General features: G+C 53.0%; 14 protein-coding genes. 1 reads left to right on the top strand and 13 read right to left on the bottom strand.

Features of this window, described 5'->3' with window-relative positions; genetic code table 11:
- The first annotated feature begins 113 nt into the window (after nucleotides 1-113).
- Nucleotides 114-1,436: an HlyC/CorC family transporter gene (locus FYJ35_RS06310; RefSeq protein ID WP_154524665.1), complete on the top strand. Its 1,323-nt coding sequence runs from the start codon at nucleotides 114-116 to the stop codon at nucleotides 1,434-1,436.
- Nucleotides 1,437-1,438: 2 nt separating this feature from the next.
- Here the strand turns inward: FYJ35_RS06310 and FYJ35_RS06305 are convergent, their stop codons facing one another.
- The 13 genes from FYJ35_RS06305 to FYJ35_RS06245 all read right to left on the bottom strand — a co-directional run bounded on the left by FYJ35_RS06305 (nucleotide 1,439) and on the right by FYJ35_RS06245 (nucleotide 19,393).
- Nucleotides 1,439-2,530: a PucR family transcriptional regulator gene (locus FYJ35_RS06305; RefSeq protein ID WP_154524663.1), complete on the bottom strand. Its 1,092-nt coding sequence runs from the start codon at nucleotides 2,528-2,530 to the stop codon at nucleotides 1,439-1,441.
- Between the two features lie 179 nt (nucleotides 2,531-2,709).
- Complete coding sequence (locus FYJ35_RS06300) at nucleotides 2,710-3,516, bottom strand: sigma-70 domain-containing protein (RefSeq protein ID WP_154524661.1); 807 nt, start codon at nucleotides 3,514-3,516, stop codon at nucleotides 2,710-2,712.
- Nucleotides 3,517-3,676: 160 nt separating this feature from the next.
- A complete protein-coding gene (locus FYJ35_RS06295) occupies nucleotides 3,677-5,800 on the bottom strand; it encodes a glutamine synthetase III family protein (RefSeq protein ID WP_154524659.1) in 2,124 nt (707 codons plus the stop codon).
- Between the two features lie 266 nt (nucleotides 5,801-6,066).
- Complete coding sequence (locus tag FYJ35_RS06290) at nucleotides 6,067-7,176, bottom strand: sugar ABC transporter substrate-binding protein (RefSeq protein WP_154524657.1); 1,110 nt, start codon at nucleotides 7,174-7,176, stop codon at nucleotides 6,067-6,069.
- Nucleotides 7,173-8,777, bottom strand: coding sequence for a helix-turn-helix domain-containing protein (locus FYJ35_RS06285; protein ID WP_154524655.1), 1,605 nt, complete (start codon nucleotides 8,775-8,777; stop codon nucleotides 7,173-7,175). Before FYJ35_RS06285 ends, FYJ35_RS06290 begins: the two co-directional genes overlap by 4 nt.
- A 134-nt stretch (nucleotides 8,778-8,911) precedes the next feature.
- Nucleotides 8,912-10,474 carry a sensor histidine kinase gene (locus FYJ35_RS06280; protein ID WP_154524653.1) on the bottom strand — a complete coding sequence of 521 codons (1,563 nt, stop codon included), beginning with the start codon at nucleotides 10,472-10,474 and terminating at the stop codon, nucleotides 8,912-8,914.
- Nucleotides 10,471-11,505 (bottom strand): sugar ABC transporter substrate-binding protein, encoded by a 1,035-nt coding sequence (locus FYJ35_RS06275; RefSeq protein WP_205839743.1) that lies wholly within the window; start codon nucleotides 11,503-11,505, stop codon nucleotides 10,471-10,473. The genes FYJ35_RS06280 and FYJ35_RS06275 overlap by 4 nt, the downstream gene beginning before the upstream one ends.
- Before the next feature lie 112 nt (nucleotides 11,506-11,617).
- The gene (locus FYJ35_RS06270) at nucleotides 11,618-12,745 is read right to left on the bottom strand and encodes an ABC transporter permease subunit (RefSeq protein ID WP_154524649.1); all 1,128 of its coding nucleotides are present in this window, start codon (nucleotides 12,743-12,745) and stop codon (nucleotides 11,618-11,620) included.
- Between the two features lie 22 nt (nucleotides 12,746-12,767).
- The gene (locus tag FYJ35_RS06265) at nucleotides 12,768-14,282 is read right to left on the bottom strand and encodes an ATP-binding cassette domain-containing protein (protein WP_154524822.1); all 1,515 of its coding nucleotides are present in this window, start codon (nucleotides 14,280-14,282) and stop codon (nucleotides 12,768-12,770) included.
- Between the two features lie 308 nt (nucleotides 14,283-14,590).
- Nucleotides 14,591-15,742, bottom strand: a complete 1,152-nt coding sequence (locus FYJ35_RS06260; protein ID WP_154524647.1) for a substrate-binding domain-containing protein — start codon at nucleotides 15,740-15,742, stop codon at nucleotides 14,591-14,593.
- A 237-nt stretch (nucleotides 15,743-15,979) separates the two neighbouring features.
- The gene (locus FYJ35_RS06255; protein ID WP_154524645.1) at nucleotides 15,980-17,032 is read right to left on the bottom strand and encodes an aldose epimerase family protein; all 1,053 of its coding nucleotides are present in this window, start codon (nucleotides 17,030-17,032) and stop codon (nucleotides 15,980-15,982) included.
- 145 nt (nucleotides 17,033-17,177) lie between these two features.
- On the bottom strand, nucleotides 17,178-18,674 hold the full coding sequence (locus FYJ35_RS06250; protein ID WP_154524643.1) for an L-fucose/L-arabinose isomerase family protein: 1,497 nt from the start codon (nucleotides 18,672-18,674) through the stop codon (nucleotides 17,178-17,180).
- Between the two features lie 98 nt (nucleotides 18,675-18,772).
- Nucleotides 18,773-19,393: a DUF4867 family protein gene (locus FYJ35_RS06245; RefSeq protein WP_154524641.1), complete on the bottom strand. Its 621-nt coding sequence runs from the start codon at nucleotides 19,391-19,393 to the stop codon at nucleotides 18,773-18,775.
- Nucleotides 19,394-19,411 lie beyond the last annotated feature (18 nt).

The following is a 19,411-nucleotide window of genomic DNA, read 5'->3' as shown; positions in this document are numbered from 1 at the left end:
ACACCTTTCATTGCATTTCCACTGAAATTACCATAAAATTGTGGCAAGGGCAACCCTCTGAAGCGGATGGACAGGCTGCCCTGTCATTTTATCCTGAAAGGAAGTGGTGTCTGTTGTCAGCACATACTGGCATTCAGATTGTCCTGTTACTGATTCTGATCCTGCTGTCCGGCTTCTTCTCCTCCGCGGAGACAGCTCTGACAACAGTAAACCGTGTCCGGATCCGGACGCTCTCCGATGCGGGGAACAGACGCGCAGCCACGGTACTCAGCGTGCTTGACGCCCAGGAAAAGATGCTGTCCTGCATCCTGATCGGGAATAATGTTGTAAACCTGTCTGCTTCTTCACTGTCCACAACGCTGGCGATCAGCCTTTTCGGCAGTCGGAGCGTCGGACTGGCTACCGGCATCCTGACGCTCCTGATTCTGATATTCGGCGAAATCACGCCGAAAAACGCGGCGAATGTCAATTCTGAAAAACTGTCGCTGAGATACGCCCCGGTCATTCATTTCCTGATGATTGTCCTGACCCCTCTGATCTGGGCTGTGAATCTCCTCTCCTCCGGAGCCATGAAGCTTCTTCATGTCAGCCGAACCGGCGGAGACTCCACCATCACAGAGGATGAGATCCGGACAATGGTTGATGTCAGCCATGAGGAAGGCGAGACAACCGGTGAGGAACGTACGCTGATCAACAACGTCTATGACCTTACCGATCAGACAGCCGGCGACATCATGGTCCCGCGGGCAGATATGGTTGCCGTCAGCGCGGACGACAGCTACGGACATATTTCCCAGGTTTTCCAGCGGGAGCGGTTTACCCGTCTTCCGGTCTACAGAGACGGCCGTGACCACATTGTCGGTATCATCAACATCAAGGACTTCTGTTTTCTCGAGGAATCGAAAAAGAAGGATTTTTCTCCGGCGATGATCATGTACCAGCCGTACTTTACCTTTGAGTCCAAATCGGTCGTCTCGCTGATGGAGGAGATGCAGGCAGGCAACTATTCCCTGGCCATCGTCCTGGATGAATATGGCGCCGCCTCGGGCATGATCACCTTCGAGGATCTCATCGAAGAGCTTGTCGGGGAAATCCGGGACGAATATGATGCCGATGAGCAGGACTGGATCCGCAAGATCGGACAGAATACCTATCTGATCCAGGGCAGTGTCAAGCTGGATGATCTCAACGAGCGTCTGGGAACCGATCTTGAATCAGAGGACTACGACTCCATCGGCGGATATCTGATTCAGCAGCTTGGAGACCGTCTGCCCCGTGCCAAGGATGAAGTAACGACGCCGGAGGGCATTACACTCCGCGTTGAGTGTATGAAAAAAAGACGCATCGAAACGGTGCGTCTTACCCTGCCTCCTGACTTTTCAGATCATACAGACGCTGCAGAAGCGCGCGCCCGTCAATCTTCCCCAGAGCCCTGATTTCAATAATCAGGGCTTTTTTCCATGTGCTTCATATACTTGACAACCATCAGCGCAATCTTCAGGGTTATGGCGTCATCGAATATGCGCAGATCAAGACCTGTCTGCTTCTGGAGCTTATCAAGACGGTACACAAGTGTGTTTCTGTGAATATACAGCTGTCTTGAGGTCTCTGACACATTCAGGCTGTTCTCAAAGAACTTGTTGATCGTCGTCAGCGTCTCCTCATCAAACTCATCCGGCGACTTTCCGTCGAATACTTCCCGGATGAACATCTTGCACAGCGGTATCGGAAGCTGATAGATCAGGCGCCCGATGCCCAGGCGGCTGTAGGCGATGACATGCTTTTCCTCAAAGAAAATCTTGCCGACGTTCAGCGCCATCCTCGCTTCCTTATACGACCTGGACACGTCTTTCAATTCCCCGACAACCGTTCCATAGGCGATAATGGCGGTCGCGCGCTTCTCCTGCGGCAGAGCGTCCAGCATCTCCAGGGCATATTCGTTCAGCTCCTTCGGACCGTCCGAGAGCAGAATCTCCTTCACGATGATGATACTCTTCTCATCAATCTCCGTGATAAAATCCCCGGACCTTGCGCCCAGCAATCCACGGATTTCCTCAAGGCCGGCTGCCTCCCCGTCTCCCTCCGGTTCCAGAATATAGACAACCCGCCTCGATTCTGTATCAATATGAAGCTTCTTGGCCCTGTTATAGATATCCACAAGCAGCAGGTTGTCCAGGAGCAGATTCTTGATAAAGTTATCCTTGTCAAACCGTTCCTTGTAGGCAACCAGAAGGCACTGGAGCTGGAATGCTGTCAGCTTCCCGGTCGTATAGACATCATCAGAATTGCCGCTTGCAATCAGCACATACTCCAGATGTCCCTCATCGAGCACCTTAAAAAACTGATAGTTTGAGATGACCTGACTCTCAGCCGGTGAATTTTCAAAGCTGACGACAGCATCCCGAAAGTCCGCCTCCTCACCAAAGGTGGAAGCAAGCATGACACCCTCCGTGTCCACCACGCACATATCCACCCGTGTGATCTGTTTGAGTCCGTCCAGTGTAGACTGCAGAATCTGATTAGAGATCATTGATTTCTCCTATCATGAAAAAATGTAGAAATGTTCAGCAGATTATACTGATTCTCTATTCACATTCACCACATGCTAGCTATAGTGTAAACTTTTTCCGATTGAAAATCAATGTCTTTTGTATAAATTGCACTACCTGACCGTCTTACATTTCTTCCTGAGTTCTGACGGGTTTCGGATCAGAGATCGTCTGCCTTCAGCTTTTCGCCTCCGACTCTGAGAAGATCCTGGATCTCCTCAGCCGGAAGATCCAGGTAAGCTGAAAGTTCTTCAAGTGACGGCTTTCTATCCAGCTCCTGCTCCAGATCATGTGAAGCGTCTGCCAGCTGATTCATCCGGTTCAGAATCCGCTGATCCGATTTTCTTTCTGCCTTCTGTGCTTCGACAACGCCCTCCAGGTAGCTAGTCACCTCGTTCAAAAGCACCGCCCGATAAGCGGCAAGGCTCTCCTGATGCTGCAAGTTTTCCAGCGCCATCAAGAGGCCGACATTCCCCTCCTGAACCAGGTCCTCCGCCGTGAATTCTCCTTCAAGGTTCAGTCTTTCTGCACCCGCAGGCAGCCTGTTCTCAGGATCCTTTCCGGTTTCCCGCGCTTCAATCTCCCCGGCCAGGTCACACACTGTCTGAAGATACCGCTCCGTCAGCCGCGCTCTGGCTTCCTCGTGTCCTTCAGCCGCCATGTGAAACAGCGTCAGCTCCTCCACCTCATCCATCTGAGGCAGGGCTGCAAGCTCGTCCAGATAGTGCTCCAGACTCCGTACATGCTCATCGCCGGCGCCGGATGCCGCCTCCGGCATGTCTTCATCATAGACCTCGACCGACATCATATCGAGATAGCTGCAGACCATCTGAAGCTTTGTCTCATCGATGCCTGTATCCTTCAGTTTCTCCCGTACCTGCTGGACGGAAATACGGTTCCCGTTTTCCTTCGCCTCATGCGTCAGCTCCTCAAGGCGGGTTCTGAATGCTCTTGTTTCATCTGTCATCTTTCATCAATCCTTCCCGGCAACCTGCCGTTTTTCAGTCTGTTCCTCATTATATCAGACAGATTTGCAAAATAAAACAGCCCCGGAAGTGACACTTCCGGAGCTACTGCGATTCCAACGATGAATATAGATTTGATCACCCGGTTCAGAAAGAGTCTGCTCAGGTTCCGCTGAACATCAGGTCGCCGTAGGACGGCATCGGCCACATATCCTTGTCGACAATCATCTCCAGCTTGTCGACCGGAGCGCGGAGCTCAGCCATGACCGGCGTGACATCATAGTGGTAGAAAACGGCGCGTTCTCTTCCTTCCGGCTTCTTCTCCGCCTCCTCTGTGATCTGGATCAGCTTCTGAAGACCAGCCTTCGTCTCCGCAAGAAGGCCTGTCGATTCGGCAAGCAGCTCCTTCTCAACAGACGCATCTGCTCCTGCCTGCGTGAGCGCAATCACGGTGTCCGCCAGGCTTCTGTTCCAGCGGATCACGGCCGGGATGATCGACTTGGACGCCATGTCTATCATCGTCGCCGCCTCAATGTGCGTGTTCTTTGCATAGGTCTCATACTTGATCTCGACACGGGAAGCAAGTTCGGGTTTTGTGAAGACCTTGAACTTCTCGAACATGCTGACTGACTTCTCGCTCTCAAGAGCCGGAATCGAGTCAACCATGGAGCGGAGGTTCGGAAGCCCTCTTCTTTCAGCTTCCGCCACCCACTCATCCGAATAGCCGTTTCCGTTGAAGATGATCCGCTGGTGGTCATTCAGATACTGCTTGATCAGGTCATGCACCGCCACGTCGAAGTCCTCCGCCTGCTCCAGGACATCGCACGCATCGGAAAAGGCCTCTGCCACAATAGTGTCCAGCACAATGTTCGGAGCCGCAACCGAATCGCGGGATCCGAGCATACGGAACTCAAACTTGTTGCCGGTGAAGGCAAACGGGCTTGTGCGGTTTCTGTCGGTTGCATCCTTCGTGAAGTCCGGCAGCGTGCTGACACCTGTCTGAAGCTTTCCGCCCTTCAGGGAGGAGGTTGCATTGCCGGTCTTCACCAGCTGGGAAACCACATCCTGAAGCTGATCGCCCAGGAACACGGAAATGATCGCTGGCGGTGCCTCATTTGCACCAAGGCGCTGGTCGTTTCCTGTATCAGCTGCGGACTCTCTGAGCAAATCTGCATGCTCATCAACCGCCTTCAGAATGCAGGCGAGCACCAGCAGGAACTGAACGTTCTGGTGAGGCGTCTTGCCCGGATCAAGCAGGTTGATGCCGTCATCGGTCATCAGCGACCAGTTGTTATGCTTGCCGGAACCATTGACTCCTGCGAACGGCTTCTCATGAAGCAGGCATCTCATATGATGCTTTGCCGCGATTCTTTTGAGCGTCTGCATCACGATGTGGTTGTTGTCAACAGCCAGGGATGCATTCTCATAGATGACTGCCAGCTCATGCTGTGCCGGGGCCACCTCATTGTGCTGGGTCTTTGCCGGGACACCAAGCTTCCAGAGTTCCTTGTTGACATCCCTCATGAACGCCGCAACTCTCTGGCGAAGGGTTCCGAAGTAGTGGTCATCCAGCTCCTGCCCCTTCGGCGGCATCGCCCCGAACAGAGTTCTGCCTGTGTAGACGAGATCCTTTCTCTGCTTGAACGCGTCCTCGTCAACCAGGAAATACTCCTGCTCCGGCCCGACGGACGGCGTCACTTTTTTAGACTTGTTGTTTCCGAAGAGCCTCAGCAGCCTGAGCGACTGTGCATTGATCGCGTCCATTGATCGAAGGAGCGGTGTCTTGAAATCCAGCGCCTCTCCTGTATAAGAGCAGAATGCAGTCGGGATGCAGAGAATCGGGCCGGCAGCGTCATTGCGCACGAATGCCGGGCTGGTCGGATCCCACGCCGTGTAGCCTCTGGCCTCGAAGGTTGCCCGGAGTCCGCCTGATGGGAATGAGGACGCATCCGGTTCACCCTTGATCAGTTCCTTCCCGGAAAACTCCATCAGAACTGTCCCATCCGGTCTCGGAGCTGTGATGAAGGAGTCATGCTTCTCGGCTGTCACACCGGTCAGCGGCTGGAACCAATGGGTGAAATGGGTCGCTCCCTTTTCAATTGCCCACTGCTTCATCGCGCCGGCAATGGCATCTGCCACATGGATGTCGAGATCCTTTCCTTCCTCGATGGTTTTATGGAGCTCTCTGTAGACGCTCTTCGGAAGGCGCTGCTGCATCACCTTGTCACTGAACACATCCTCGCCGAAGATATCGGCGACATTGAACCGTTCTCCCGTCTCACTCATACGCTCTTTTCCTTTCCTATTAGGAATTCTGCCCGCCCGGACACGCCTCTTTCTGACAGAAACGTCCCCTCAACCTTCCTTCTGACAGTCGCCTGGATGGCGCCTGCGGGCTGAATACGCGAAAAGGGACATTCCGAATCAATTCGGAATGCCCCTTTGCCATCCGTTGCCTGTACTGTACACCTATACGGCGGGATATGCAAGCATTTTTTTGATTTTGCGCAGGAAGGAAAAATTTTCTGATATCTGCCCGCGTTTGGCTCTTTTTATTTCTCCTCTGTCTCCCCGACGTTCATATAAACATCTTCCCTCAGATGAAACCCTCCGTCGATGATCACTTTGTCCATATTGTTCTTTGTGACCGCAACCGGGTCGATCCTGTAGTACGGGACATCCCAGGTCCCATCGCTGATGGTCCCGCTGACTTTGATCTCTGCATCCTCTCCGGTGATGTCCTCTCCTTTCGCCAGGGCCACGGTCAGCCGGGCGGCTACCTGTGCCTCCTCCTCGACCGACTTATAGACGCTCATCGTCTGTGTTCCCTCGACGATCCGCTGACAGCCTGACAGATCGGCGTCCTGTCCGACAACCGGGACAATTCCCGCAAGCTTATGCTCTGTGAGTGCCTTGATCGCCTGCCCCGCCAGGTCATCGTTTCCGCACATCACGCCGTCCACGCTTCCTCCATTTTTCTCGAGTCCCTCGTTGACTGCATCAAAGGCCAGCTCGGCAAGCCAGTTGTCACAGTAGGTGGAATAGACAATGTTCAGTCCGGAGTTCTTGAGCTCCTGCTCGAAGCCGTGACGAACCTGCGTCGTATTGTTATCGGAGGCAGAACCCAGGATTTCAAAGACATCGCCGCCCTCCGGCAGGGAATCTTCCAGTGCCTGCGCCATCAGGATCCCGACCTTCTCATTGTCAAACGACACATACAGATCAGTCCCCGCGTTCAGGATCAGCCTGTCATAACAGACCACGCGAATCCCTGCGTCTTTCGCCTCACCGATGACCTCTGAAAGCTTCGATGCATCGATGGCGACGATCACGATGACATTCATCTTTTTGCTGATCAGATAACGGATCTGTGCAATCTGTTCTGACACTTCGCCGTTTGCATTCTGGACATTCACCTCTGCCCCGAGACTCTGTGCCGTCGATACAAAGACATCCCGATCCCGCAGCCATCGCTCAATCACAAAAGAGTCGAAGCTGATTCCGATCCGGACTGCGTCCTCTCCCGCTTCTTCTGTTTTCCTTCCCTCATGATCTGTCTCCGCATATCTGCCGCACCCTGAGACCACCAGCCCCAGCATCAGCGCAAAGACCAGTGCGCAGGCTGCGTGCAATCTCTCCTGCTTTCTTTTTCTCCCGCTCATGATTCGTCCGCCCTCAGATGATCTCTGTACTCACTTGGCGTCATTCCTGTCTGCTTCTTGAAGATTCTGCTGAAATAGTTTGAATCCGCATAACCGCTTGCAAGGCCGATCTCCTTGACCGATTCGCTTCCCTTTGCCAACATCTCCTTTGCCTTCCCGATCCGTATCTTCGTCAGATACTCGATGAAGTTTTCTCCAACTTCCTCCTTGAAAAGCTTTGAAAAATAATACGGGCTGACATTCACTTCCTTCGATACATCATCAAGAGAGATTTCCTTCATGTAATTCTCCCGCATGTATTTCTGTGCCTTCTGTACAATGCTCTCAGACTGTTCATCCGCCCTGTCCCTGATCCCGGAGGCAATCTGGGTCATATGGAGAAAGAACCAGGTTCGAACCTCCTTCGGGCTTATCAGCGCATTGATCTGCGTCAGGTAATCCTTCCGGTCATTGTAGGCATAGTTGATGGAACCAGCATTGAAGGCATCAAACTCCGCCCGCATGACGAGCTCCAACGCCTTCAGCCGCATGCTGTTCAAATCGTTTGGATCGTGCTGAAGAATCCAGCTGAAATAAAGGTCCGCAGCAGCCTGCATGCCCTCCACATCTCCGGCAGAAAGCTTTGCGAACATATCCCTCTCCGCCTCAATCGGATAATCATCCTCATAGACGCCGGACGTCACGGCATCCTCGATGTGTGTGACCCTTGCCTTCGAATTCTCCAGAGCCGCCTGCGCCTCCTGGTAGCTTACCTTCAGGTCCTGGAAGCGGTTCACCCGGCTGATGCCCGCCTTGAATTTCAGCTGCGTCTTCTCCTCCAGCTTGGTCAGGATTTTCCGGGTCTGTTCAATAATCTCGATCCGGCGCTCATATTCAATTTGGTTTTTCTGCGTCGGAACGACAACGAGGATCTGGTTGGACATCACCGGGCCGACGATGCAGCGGACATAAGACTTGATGATGTCCCGCATGACAGCGTAGTGGTCCTGCCCCTCCACACCACTTCTGACCGTCGAAATCAGCCGCCCGTCCTCTCCGCTCTGTCCGAACCGGATCAGGCACGCGTAGGCGTACTTTTCTGTGATATCCAGCAGCTGCAGATAACTGTTTCCATCTGTTACACGGTCGGACATCACCATATCCGAGACAAAACCACTCTCCACAACGGGAAGGACAGTCTGAAGCTTTTCCTGAATCCGGAGCTGGTCTGAGCGCTGACTGCGAAGCCGGTCCACCTCCGCGATGGCTTCTGTCACCGTGTCGATGATGGTCTGTCGCGATACCGGCTTCATCAGATATTTACTGACCCCCAGCGAGATCGCCTCCTTTGCATAGTCAAATTCATCGTATGCTGACAGGATATAGAAAAGCGCCGTGCTGTTAAAGCTCCGAATCTCCCTGATCGCCTGAATCCCATTGATGCCTGGCATCCGGATATCCATGAATATGATATCCGGATGAAAACTCTCCGCCTGCTCGATCGCAGCCCGTCCGCTCTTGGCCGTCGAGACCGCGATCCTGTCTCCGAACTGTTTCCGGATGATCTCCGTGAACGATTCCAGCATGATCCCCTCGTCGTCCGCGATCAGAAGTCTGTACATTCTGTCTCCTTTCGTACCTCCCTGGCTGCTTCCGGCAACACTGCACAAGCCTGCGGAATCTTTGGCCTTGTCTGACAGCCCCCCTCTCAGACAAGGCATCCGGCATACCAGGAAGCCGTCCGCAAGTTTTGATTTCAGCGCAGCGGCAGGAACACCGTCACCTGCGTCCCCAGGCCTGGCCCGTCGCTGCTGACCCTCAGCAGGCCTTCTCTTCCATAGTACAGGGTCAGTCTTGCCATGACGTTCCCCATCGCGACGCCCGCTGTTTCTTCCTTTCCGGTACCCGCAAGGCTTCCTGAAGCCATCTCATCGCCGTCCGTCTCAGGCACTCCGCCGCCATCCGTCTTTCCTCTGCCGCTTTCCATCAGACACATAATCTGATCGGCTGTCATGCCGGCACCGTTGTCAGAAACAGTCACCATCACAGTCGGCTGTCCGTCCGGCGCGTCCTCTCCATCCACCATCTCCACATAAAGCCAGATCCGTCCATGCTCATGATCATCGTGAATGCCGTGCTGGACGGCATTCTCCACGATTGGCTGAAGCGTCATCGACGGCATCGTGATGTCTGACAGGCGAATATCCTGATCAAGGATCTTGTCAAAATGAATGTCTCCTGAAAACCTCACATTCAGAATATAGATGTAATTGTCCACAAGCTCCAGCTCCTCCTCAAGAGAGGCCGAGCCTCCGGTTTTCTGGACATCATAGCGGAAAAAATCTGCCATCCGCCCAAGATAGTCCTGCGTCCGGTCTGCTCCCTCCAGTGCGGCGAGCTGCGAGCCGGCATTGAGACTGTTGAACAGAAAGTGCGGGTTGATCTGCGCCTGCAGGAAGTTCAGCTGTGCTTCCTTTAGGTGCGCCTGCATCGCAAGCGCATTCTCCTTCATCCTGGACTCCTTCTCCATCGAAGCTCTCTGCCGCTCGATGTATTCTCGGATGGAAAACAGCATCTTTCGGAATGCGTGGGTCACCACAGCAATCTCGTCGCCGCTTCCGGTCTCCCTGACATCCACATCGAAGTCTCCGGCCGCCACCCTGTCTGCCGCTCCGGCCAGCTCCTTGAGCGGACCGAAAATCGCGCGGATCAGCATGACCGCAAGGAACATCGCCATCACAAAGGCTGTCAGAATCATCACCATGCTGGATGCCTCCAGCACCCCCATCGTGTTCTGCAGCATCTGATAATTTCTGCTGTTCTGGGCAAAGCGCCGGCTGTTCAGCGCATAGACAGCGTCATCGATGTAACCGTTGAGCCGTTTGGAATCGGCATATTTTCTCCGGTATTCCTCTACATTTCTCCCTCTTTTTGCCTGGATCGCCTTCTCAGCGGCTTCAAGATAGGCCTCCGACATCTCCCGGATGTTCTTCTCAAGCATCAGCATCGGGCTGCTGGTGTTCTGATCGTTGAAGGATGTGGTGATCTCTCTCAGATCTTCCTCATACCGGTAGAAATCCTCCAGTGAGGAGCTTCCTCTGGTACTCAGGTAGTCATACATGGAGGAGCCAACCTTGTCCAGTGTGTCGCTGAGCTTTACAATCGTGGAGTTGGACACGAACACCGAGTCGATCGTCTGGACCATTGTGCGCGTCTGTCGGAATACATAAAGGTTTACCGCAAGCACCAGCAGCATCATCCCCGCCATGATCATGATCAGCCGGCTCTGGATGGAGCGGTTCTCTCTGCCTTTTCTCATCCGTCCTCACCTCCTGACCTATCCTTCGACAGGTTTTTCATGCGAAGATACTGATAGACGTTCTTCGCGTTCACGGTCTGCAGGCTGATATTGTAATAATCACTGACATGTCCGGTGTCCAGATACTCATTCAGTGCTGCGACGGCACTGTGTCCAAGTGAATCCGTATCGATGGTCAGCGCAGCGGGAATGAGTTCCCGCTGAATGGCGGAGAGTGTCATGTCGGCCGTATAGTAGCCGATTACCTGCACACGGTCGACCAGATTGTTGTCGATGATTGTCTGGATCGCACAGTCTGTCTGGACGGACGTCTCACAGATCAGAATATCCGGAACACTGTCACCCATCAGAAGATTTCGGATTGTCTCCTCGGCATCAAAATCCTCGCCGCTGTCGGCCAGCACTGCGCTGAGAGAAATCGTACTTCCGTCCGCTCCTTTTTCTTTCACGGCCTGGGTCATCTGCGAGTAGAGCAGATTCAGTTCCCCCTCCGAATCTCCGTTGTCTGTCAGGACGCACACCTTATTCTCCCCCTTGTGAAGGAGAGAAACCAGCTGATCCCCATATAATCTTCCCCGCTCATAGTTCGAGAATCCGACATAGCTGATTCTTGGAGAGTCCTCGATGTCACGAAGCAGGGTCACGACCGGAATCCCCCTGCTCTGGGCATCGCTGACGGCATCCTTCAGATCTTTTTCGGTGCTTTCATACAGAAGAATTCCATCGACCTTCTCTGCGACACCAATCTCAATTCCTTCCTCATCGCTGTAGCGGGCAGATGTCTCCTGTCCACACCATTCCAGATAGGCACCGCTCTCTCCGGCTGCCTCTGAAGCAGCGCGAAATACATCCTGCCATATGTCAGAAGTATCGGAGGATATGAACAGATAATGGCGTTTGTAGACAGTATCGTCCCGGGGCTGCCCGATGATCTGGTTGACATGATTCTGGTAGTAGATATATGTGCCAAGAAGGATCAGCCCGATCACCGACAGGCATGACACAACGGCCACTGTCACCTTTTTCATCATTTTCTGCTTCTTCCTGCCTTTTCCTTCCGTCCCTGCCTTTTCCTTCATAAACAAGGCGGGAGTGCCCGCTCATGCAGGCACCCCCGCTCAACAAATCATGATCTGTTTCCGGTCAGGACTGTCCCTCTGTTGAGATGACATCAAAGATGACAGCTGCCAGAAGCACCGCGCCTTTTACAACATACTGCCAGGAATCACCGATTCCCATGATCGACATGCCCATGTTGATGGTTCCAAGCAGGAGTGCACCGATCATGGCTCCGCCAACCGTTCCGGATCCGCCATATGCGGAAGCGCCGCCGATGAAGCAGGAACCGATGGCATCCATCTCAAAGGAGTTTCCGGTTGAACCATTCACAGAACCGACACGGGCTGCAACCAGGAGGCCTGCAAGTCCTGCAAGGAGTCCCATGTTCGCATAAGCGATAAAGTAAACCTTCTTGGTGTCGATTCCGGACAGCTGCGTCGCCTTCTCATTGCCGCCGACTGCATAAAAGTAACGGCCAAATGCGGTTTTGGATGTGATGAACGCATAGATCAGGCAGATCGCCAGAACCCAGATCAGCATGACCGGGATGCCCTTGTAGGCCTTCAGCTTGAAGCTGTACCAGATTATCAGTGCTGCAATGACAAACGCCTTGATATAGTCGGAGGCAATACTGTTCTGGCGGTATCCCTTCTTTGCCTTGCTCGCACGGGAGCGTACTGTATTAATCACAACAACAACTGCAATGATAACACCAACAATCACTGCTGTCATCTGTCCCGGCACATAGGAAGTGAAGACATTCAGGAAGCTCTTGTTGGAAATGGCAACCGTCTTGTTGTCCAGGATGACACGGCCAAAGCCACGGAACATAAACATGCCGCCCAGCGTTGTGATGAATGGCGGGATATGCATGTAGCCGATCCAGAACCCGTTCCACATGCCGATCAGAAGTCCCATGATCAGACTGACGATGATGGTCACGGCTGTCCCCCAGCCCTTGCCAAGCATCGTCGCTGCAAATCCGCCGACCAGGCAGATGACAGAACCGACGGACAGATCGATGTTACCGCCTGTCAGGATGCAGAGCAGCATACCACAGGCCATCACCAGAACGTAACCGTTCTGAAGCATCAGGTTTGACATATTCTGCGGCTGCAGGAGCCTTCCGCCCGTCAGCCAGGAAAACAATGCGAAGACAACAACCAGGGCAATGACCATGGTATATTTTTTAAAGAAATCTCTCACTTTCATCGCTTAAAAGCTCCTTCCCTTCTCACTTGTTGACATCCATGATGCACTGCATGATGCGCTCCTGTGTTGCTTCCTCCGCAGTCAGCTCGCCGGCCATCTTTCCCTCGGAGAGGACATAGATGCGATCGCACATGCCCAGTAGCTCCGGCATCTCGGACGATACCATGATAACGGCCTTGCCCTTGCTGACCATATCATTCATCAGACAGTAAATATCATATTTTGCCCCGACATCAATTCCTCTCGTCGGCTCATCGAGAATGAGGACGTCCGGTTCGGCAAACATCCACTTTCCAAGGAGAGCTTTCTGCTGGTTTCCGCCGGAAAGATTGCCGACCTTCTGCTCGACAGACGGAGTCTTGGTGCCCATCTCATCTTTCATGACCTCCGCCTCATGGACTTCCCTGTCCACATCGATGATGCCATGATTGCAGACCTTGTGCAGCGCCGCCAGTGTCGTGTTGAAACGGATCGACTCCTTGAGGATCAGTCCGTTGGTCTTTCTGTCCTCAGTGACATATGCCAGACCATGGTGAATAGCCTGCTCGGTATTATTCAGCGTCACCTTCTTCCCGCCTATGAAAAGCTCACCCTTGATTCCGGTTCCATAGCTCTTTCCGAAGATCGACATCATCAGCTCTGTACGGCCGGCACCCTGCAGACCGGAGAACCCGACGATCTCGCCCTTGTTGACATGGAAGGAGATGTTGTCATCCACGATTTTCTCCGGATAGAGCGGATGGTGAACGGTCCAGTTCTTCACTTCCAGCGCGACTTCCTTTGAAACATGGTGTTCTCTCTCCGGGTAGCGGTCGTCCATCGCGCGGCCGACCATCCCCTTGATGATCCTGGCCTCTGACATATCGTCGACACCCTTCTCCAGTGTCTCGATTGTCGAACCGTCTCGCAGGATCGTGCAGCGGTCCGCCACATACTCGATTTCGTTCAGCTTGTGCGTGATGATGATGGAGGTCAGCCCGTTCTTCTTGAACTCCTTCAGAAGGTCCAGCAGCATCCTCGCATCCTCATCATTCAGGGAGGATGTCGGCTCATCGAGGACAAGCAGCTTGACTTTCTTGGAGAAGGCCTTCGCGATTTCGACCAGCTGCTGCTTGCCTGTTCCGATATCCTTGATCAGGGTCTGGGCAGACTCCTTGAGCCCGACCATCTTCATATGTCTCTCGGCTTCACTGTAGGTTTTATCCCAGTCAATGACACCGTATTTGTTCTTGATTTCGTTGCCCAGGAACATATTCTCGCCGATGGACAGCATCGGGATCAGTGCCAGTTCCTGGTGAATGACGACAATACCGTCCTTCTCACTGTCAGACAATCTTTTGTAATGGCACTCTTTTCCTTCGTAGATGACTTTTCCTGTATAAGAACCGTAAGGGTACTGTCCACTCAGGACGTTCATCAGGGTAGACTTTCCTGCTCCGTTCTCACCGATCAGTGCATGAATCTCTCCCCGTCTGACTTCCAGATTTACGTCGTCCAGTGCTTTCACGCCTGGAAACTCTTTTGTGATGTGCTCCATCACAAGGATGTTGTCTTCCGCCAATCTGAGGATCCTCCTTCCCAGCAGTCTGCCTCAGGTCAGCCCGCTGCGCGATGCGCAGGGAAATTCTGCTTCAGGCAGGTGGTTGTCCGGCCGGCACATACCGTATATGCTCTGCCGGACAGGTTTCATATGGGATGCCATGATTCATGGCATAAATGTTTTACCTGAAATGGGCGGGATGAATCATCCCGCCCATCCTGTTTCAGCTTGTTGTGCTGTTTGCAGGCATTATGCGCTGTCTGCTGCGCTCCGTCTCAGCCGCAGTATCTGCAGCAGGTTTCTCATTACTGTGCCGGATGAAGGTATCCGTCAGAATCCTGTGTATAGTAGCCCGTATCGACAAGCTTCTCAACAGCATTGTCCTTCGTGACAACATCCGGGACAAGGAGCAGAGACGGAATCACCTTATCAACTGCGGTGTAGGACTTGTCATCAAATGTGCAGTCAAATCCGAACTTTCTGCCGTCGATCCAGGACTGATCAACCGTCTCACCGTTCAGGATTGCCTGAGCCAGATCAAGTGTGACGACTGCTTCGTTTGCCACTGCCTTGTAGACAGTCATGGTCTGAAGTCCGTCCATCAGGTTCTTCAGGTTTGCTTCATCACCATCCTGTCCGGTGATCAGGACAGAGTTCTTTCCGGCATAGTCAGACTGGATAGCCTGTGTCACACCAAGAGCGGTGGAGTCGTTCGAGCAGAGTGCCACATCCAGCTGTGTTCCGTCCGCATAGTAGGAACCGAGGATGTTCTGCATTCTGGACAGAGCCTTCTGCGTATCCCACTGAGCCGTTGCGACAGAATCGAAATCGGTCTGGCCGGACGGAACCTTCAGTGTTCCCTTGTCCAGATAAGGCTGAAGGACATCCATAGCGCCCTTATAGAAGAAGGTTGCGTTGTTGTCTGCCGGATCGCCGGCGGTGATCTCCATGTTGTAGGTCTTGTCGCCCGCGTTATCAAGATCCAGCGTATCGACGATGAACTTACCCTGGAGTGTACCAACGGTGTAGTTATCGAAGGATACGTAGTAGGTATCGTTATCGTTCTTGATCAGGCGATCATAAGCGATGACCGGGATGTTTGCGTCTGCTGCTTCATCCACAACGGTGTTGAGTGCCTCACCATCGATTGCTGCGATGACAAGAAGATCAACCTTGTCAGCGATCATGTTCTGAATATCGGAAACCTGACGTCCGGAATCGTTATCTGAATAGGTAACCTCTGTCGCATATCCGGCCTTCTTGAACTGCTCGTCCAGATAGGAGCCGTCACGATTCCATCTCTCGAGGGACTGCGTCGGCATCGAGATACCGATCTTCTTACCTGCTCCGGATGCTCCCTCTGTAGCTGCCTCGGTCTCGCCTGCAAATGCAGAAACCGATCCGAACATTCCGACGACTGTAGCGATTGACAGTGCGACTGCTAACTGCTTCTTCATCTCATTTTCCTCCGTGATAGATGAATGGTTTATTTGTTGCCACATTGCACCGTGGCTGTAACTGTCGTTACTATATCATGGTCATATTCACTGAGAAATAGAATTAATTGTTCACTTTTAGTCTATTTTTGCCCATATGCCGGCAAAAAATCCCCTCTGGCAGGACAATCTTGCCAGAGGGGATTTAAGCAGCAATATTATGCTAATGTTAACCGGTTGTTATACCGGTCTGCAAACTTAACGAACCGAGAACTTATAGCAGGTCGTGGACTGGAATGTCTCTCCGGCCCGGAGAATCGGTTTCAGGAACCCGTCCTGGTTGATCGAATTCGGGAAATACTGTGTTTCCAGGCAGAATCCGCATCGTTTTCCATAGACAGCGCCATTCTTTCCCTTTTCTCCATCCGTAATGAAATTGCCGACGTAGAACTGGAATCCCGGAAGATCTGTGAAAGCTTCCATGCAGATGCCGGTCTTCGGCTGATAGGCTTCCGCAAACTTCACACGGGCTGTACGTTCCCGCTGCAGGACAAAATTATGGTCGTACCCGCCGACATACTTCAGCTGAGCGCAGTCAGCCGCGATATCACGCCCGATTGTCTTCGGCTCTGTGAAATCAAAGGGTGTCCCGGCTACAGGTGCAATCTCCCCTGTCGGAATTGCCTCGTGGTCTCTGACAGGTGTATAGGCTCTCGCTTCAAGCTGAAGAACCGTATCCTCAATGCTTCCAGAATCATGACCGCCCAGATTGAAGTAAGTGTGATTGGTCAGATTGCAGACCGTATCCCTGTCACTTTCTGCCTGATACTGAAGCAGAAGTTTGTCATCCTCTGTCAGTGTGTAGGTAACGGAAGCCTTGAAGTTTCCCGGATACCCCTGTCTGAGATCCGCATCCTCGACCGCGAGTGTAACAGAGCTGTCCGTCTGTCCTGTTAATGTAAAGGTTCTTTTGTCAAAGCCATCCGGTCCTGAGTGCAGATTATTCTGATTGTCATTCACGGTCAGCTGATAGGTCTGCCCGTTCAGTGCAAAACGGGCCTTGTCGATCCGGTTTCCGGACCGGCCGATGCAGGCACCGAAATAACAGCCGCCCTTGTAGTAGCCCTCCGGGCTGTCATAGCCCAGAACCAGATCCTGCATCGTTTCATTCTTATCCTGAAACAGAATGGATACAATCGTCGCACCCAGATCTGTCACCTGAACCTGTGTTCCCTTCCCATTCCTGATCGTATACAGGGAAAGTGCCTTTCCCTCCTTGTCCATTCCGAACCTGCTCTGTGTTACAGACATCTCTCTTTCCTCCCTGAAACTACATCCTTCCGTCCATTCTTCCTGCGCAGCCTGCAAGCAGTGAAAAAAATGGCGGATGTACACCTTCGAAGCACACCCGCCATTCTATCACATATTCACTTCTCCAAACAAGTTTGGCGCCTCATCATCTGCGGATGAACGGATTCTCATCAGCATACGGCAGGGACGCCGGATGATTGTAGCCGATTTCCGCCGGATCCACGCCAATATACTTCAGTGCCTCGTAAAGCGCTTTTCCATAATGTCCGAACATCACTGCGCCATGGTGCGGGAAGTTCTTTCCGATCAGCCAGTAGCGGTAGAAACGTCCCATCTCATGGATGGCGAAGACACCGATGCTGCCAAAGCTCTTTGTAGCAACCGGAAGGACCTCGCCCTCAGCCGCATAAGCGCGGAGCTTGTTGTCTGCTGTGGACTGCAGTCTGTAGAAGGTGATTTCGCCCGGCTTGATATCGCCCTCGATCGTTCCGTCGCACCAGTCCTGCGGATGAGTTCTTGCCATGATTCTCTGATAGGACAGATGCGGGCTGAGCAGCTTGCTGGAGCAGGTATTTCCGCAGTGGAAGCCCATGAAGGTGTCGGTGAACTGATAATCGAACTTGCCCTTGATGGACTCGTCATACATATCATGCGGAACGGAATTGTTGATATCCAGCAGCGTGGTCTCATCTCCGCTGATGCACAGACCGATGTACTCAGAGAGGGTTCCGTAGATATCAACCTCGCAGGAGACCGGAATGCCCCTTCTCATGAGACGGCTGTTGACATAGCATGGAACGAACTGGAACATGTCCTGGAAAGCCGGCCAGCACTTGGTGGTCAGCGCGACATACTTTCTGTATCCCTTGTGCTCCTCGACCCAGTCAAGCAAAGTCAGCTCGTAAGCCGCCAGCTTCTTCAGCATCGCAGGCTCCTTGCCCTCTGCATATCCCATCTCCTTCGCCATGTCCGCGATGGTCTCCGGGATTCTCTTGTCATCCTGGTGCTTCTGATAGGCCTCAAACAGATCCAGCTCGGACTCTTCCTCGATCTCGACATTCAGGTTGTAGAGCTGCTTGATCGGTGCGTTGCATGCCAGGAAATTCGACGGTCTCGGTCCGAAGGAAATGATCTTCAGGTTGCTCAGCCCATATGCGACCCTTGCAACCGGAAGGAAGTCGTGGATCATATCCGCGCATTCCTCTGCGTCTCCGACCGGATAGTCCGGGATATAAGCATTGATGTTGCGAAGGGCGATATTATAGCTGGCGTTCAGCATGCCGCAGTATGCATCTCCGCGTCCGTCCATCAGATCCTTCTGGCTTTCCTCAGCTGCTGCGCAGAACATCTTTGGTCCGTCAAAGTGCTTTGCGAGAAGGGTCTCGGAGATCTCCGGTCCGAAGTTCCCGAGGAAAACACACAGCGCATTGCAGCCTGCTTTTTTGATATCCTCCAGCGCATTCACCATATCGATTTCGCTCTCGACAATGGTGACCGGACATTCGTAGATATCATCCTTGCCATACTTCTTCTCATATGCCTCGACGAGCGCCTTCCTTCTGTTGACAGCAAGCGGTGCCGGGAAGCAGTCGCGCGAAACCGCGACGATGCCAACCTTGATCTTCGGAATGTTTGATAACATTTTGTGTTCCTCCTTGATAAAAAGATACGTGTATGGATATGAATACCTGCAGCTGTTCATGAGCCGGATACCGGCCTGCAGCGCTGCTTTCCACCTGATTATTCGACCGTCAGATTTTCTCCGACAAGTCCCATCGGACTTCCTTCCGGCAGTCCGCCCTCCGGATGTCCCAGCAGCCATTTGTTGACAGCCGTCAGATGTCCGTCTTCCCCGCCGCTGTGCGTGCCTGAAAGCTCCGTGTTTGTGCCCTTCGGAAGAACGACCAGCACACGGAAGCCTTCCTTCTTTTTATTGCACGGCGCATAATGAAGCGTCGTCGCGTAAACCTCTACCGGGACACCTGCCGGCGCACGGAAGACCTTGCAGGTAGATGTATCGAAGGTGCCGTCCGGCGTGATATCTGTCTGTTTCCCAAGAATCAGATAAAACTCGTCGGCGCCAAGATTGAGCTCGGAGCTTCTGTGATACTCCAGCGCATTGAGCTTATGATTGTGCCCGTTGCAGTAGCCGATCTGCACCGGCAGCTCTCCGTACAGCTTTGACTGGATCTCCGCCGCCTCCGGGAGCTTCTCCAGCTCCGGATCTCCCGGCACATAGATGGTGCCGTCCTCCGGACACGGCGTCTTCTTCAGGGCTTCCACCATCCCGGTCAGATCCACGCCTCCCAGAATTCTGCCATAGGCTGCGAATTCCGGATCCGTGATCTCATAGATTTTCATTCTGTACTCCTTTCCGCG

This window comes from Porcincola intestinalis, from assembly GCF_009696445.1.
Classification (GTDB): domain Bacteria; phylum Bacillota; class Clostridia; order Lachnospirales; family Lachnospiraceae; genus Porcincola; species Porcincola intestinalis.
Note: the sequence above shows the minus strand (reverse complement) of the source record. Positions and strands in the feature narration are given on the sequence as shown.